At 64.3% G+C, this 1954-nt stretch carries 5 protein-coding genes; 4 read left to right on the top strand and 1 reads right to left on the bottom strand.

The features are described from left to right. Positions 1–50: 50 nt before the first annotated feature. The 4 genes from DBR20_RS11865 (at position 51) to DBR20_RS11850 (ending at position 1624) form a co-directional block, all read left to right on the top strand. A complete protein-coding gene (locus tag DBR20_RS11865) occupies positions 51–293 on the top strand; it encodes a hypothetical protein (RefSeq protein WP_108266307.1) in 243 nt (80 codons plus the stop codon). A gap of 87 nt (positions 294–380) precedes the next feature. After that, positions 381–764, top strand: coding sequence for a hypothetical protein (locus tag DBR20_RS11860; protein WP_108266306.1), 384 nt, complete (start codon positions 381–383; stop codon positions 762–764). 3 nt (positions 765–767) lie between these two features. Further along, a complete protein-coding gene (locus tag DBR20_RS11855; protein ID WP_012511507.1) occupies positions 768–1019 on the top strand; it encodes a hypothetical protein in 252 nt (83 codons plus the stop codon). Next, positions 1019–1624 (top strand): hypothetical protein, encoded by a 606-nt coding sequence (locus DBR20_RS11850; protein ID WP_108266305.1) that lies wholly within the window; start codon positions 1019–1021, stop codon positions 1622–1624. The genes DBR20_RS11855 and DBR20_RS11850 overlap by 1 nt, the downstream gene beginning before the upstream one ends. A gap of 4 nt (positions 1625–1628) precedes the next feature. Here DBR20_RS11850 and DBR20_RS11845 read toward each other — a convergent pair whose 3' ends face one another. Further along, a complete protein-coding gene (locus tag DBR20_RS11845) occupies positions 1629–1844 on the bottom strand; it encodes a hypothetical protein (protein ID WP_108266304.1) in 216 nt (71 codons plus the stop codon). Positions 1845–1954: the final 110 nt, after the last annotated feature.

The following is a 1954-nucleotide window of genomic DNA, read 5'->3' as shown; positions in this document are numbered from 1 at the left end:
CCCGCCGGCCCAGCACCGGCCGAGCCCACCACCGAACAGGACACCGAGTAATGCGCCACCTGGCCCTGCCCTTCTACTGCGCCGTCATCGTCTTGCTGCTGCTGGCGCTGCTCGCGCGTGCCATCTACACCGATGCCGCGTCGTTCCTCATCCCTTTCGGCGCAGGCATCGCCTACTTCACCTGGTGCGGCGTGCATGACCTCCGGCGCAACTGGCCCGCCTTCCGCGAGGAAATGCGGCAGCGCGCGGAAGAACGACAGCGCGCGCCGATGCCCGCAGACGACACCCACTGAGCAACCGCCCGCCCGAGCAACCGGGCTCCGCGCCGGCCGGACTTCCACAAGCCGGCTACCCACTTCCGCCATTGATCGAGAGCAGCCATGACCGCTTCCGTCGTTGTCGATTTCAACCATGAAGCCGAGTTCCCCAAGTTGGACAACGGCGAGCGCCCCCGGATCGAACTAATTCGCGAACAGGTCGCCAGCTACGTGGAGGGCTACACCGTAGCCAAGGGGCACAGGCCCGCCCGCATCGTTCTGCAGGCTTCGGACCTCTTGCACTGCCAGCGCAGGGTCAGGGGCCGCATGCAGAGGCCCCACCGCGATCAGGCAAAGGCCGAGTGGCAGGAGCGCCGCAAAGCCGGGTCCAAGGAGCGTTGGCGGGACGCCAAGCCCGAGCCCGTCGCGCTGGACGGCATGACCTGGTGCGGGATCCCCATCGAAGGCGTCGGCTACAGCCGCCATCGCGCGGTCGACAAGGCCTGATCCATGGCGAAGTCCGCGCAGCTGGACATTTTCGATGACGACCCCGGGCGCGAAGCACGCGCATGGCGGATCCAAGCCGAAGAGGCGCTGCGGGCCTTCCAGTTCCCCGACGCGGTGCGCTTGGACCGACACGCCTATTACGTGGCCAGGGCCGAGGAACTGGAGAAACGGGCAGGCAGGCCGGATCCAGCGCCACCCACGCTTTCAACTGTGCGCCCGGGCGGGTGCATTCAACTTCCAAAGGACGAACGCTGATGACCAGCGAGCAGAGCACCGCGCCGAGCTACAACACAGGCGGCATTGAACTGACCGCATGCCAGTTGCATGAAGCACTGCTGATGGCAGGAACTCCGGAACTTGGTGTGCCATTCGAAGATCGCGGCCGCGTCCGCATTTTCCAGAGCGAGACAGGGCATAGCGGCCCTGGACTGTATTGCGAGTGCGTTGATGTGGAGGAAGAGGGCTGCATCCTGTTGGATGGAACCTCTCCGGCCATCGCCTCGCCCGCGCAGGCCGTGGACCTGGGGCAGCTTCCCCATGGCATCCGCCTGATCGAGATTCCCGGCCGCAAGAACCTCGATCCGATCAACGTGTTCGTGCAGGACTACGAGCTGGGCCGTGGCCGCATCGTCGTCACCTGCTATGGACAGGCATGGTGCGGGTTCTGGGGCGCCATGGGCGACCGCACCGTGATGCAATTCGTCGCTGCCTGCGACGCCGACTACGTCGCCGGGAACATGCTCAGCGGCCGGCATGAGCGCGTGCTTAAGCGTGAGCGCGACTACGTGGAGCGTATCGCCACTGAGGTGATCGCTGAGTTCCGCGTCCTGATCGACAGCCAGGCGGCGAGCCGTGACTAGCGCCTCACAGATCGATCAGATGGCGAGCAAGCGCATGGGCAGCCTCAAAGGCCTCCTCCAAGGTCTCGAAGCTGTGATCGTTGTCTTCCCGCGATGGAAGACCGTCAACGTTAACTTCGGCCACCGCGTATGCACCGCCGTGCCAGTGGTCTACAGCGACATCGTAAGAAGTGCCTTTGTAGGAGCCGGAGGCGCGGTATCGATCGAGGGTATCGCTCATGAATGAAGATCCGGTCGAATTGGTCATTCCGATACTAAACGGTAGCAGGCCGTCGAAAAAGCCATTGAAGGATTATGGCTGGCAAGCCAAGCACACCGCCCGCGTGCTGC

The organism is Stenotrophomonas sp. HMWF023 (genome assembly GCF_003060985.1).
GTDB lineage: Bacteria > Pseudomonadota > Gammaproteobacteria > Xanthomonadales > Xanthomonadaceae > Stenotrophomonas > Stenotrophomonas lactitubi.
The sequence above is the reverse complement of the archived record's forward strand: the minus strand, read 5'-3'. Positions and strand labels throughout refer to the sequence as shown.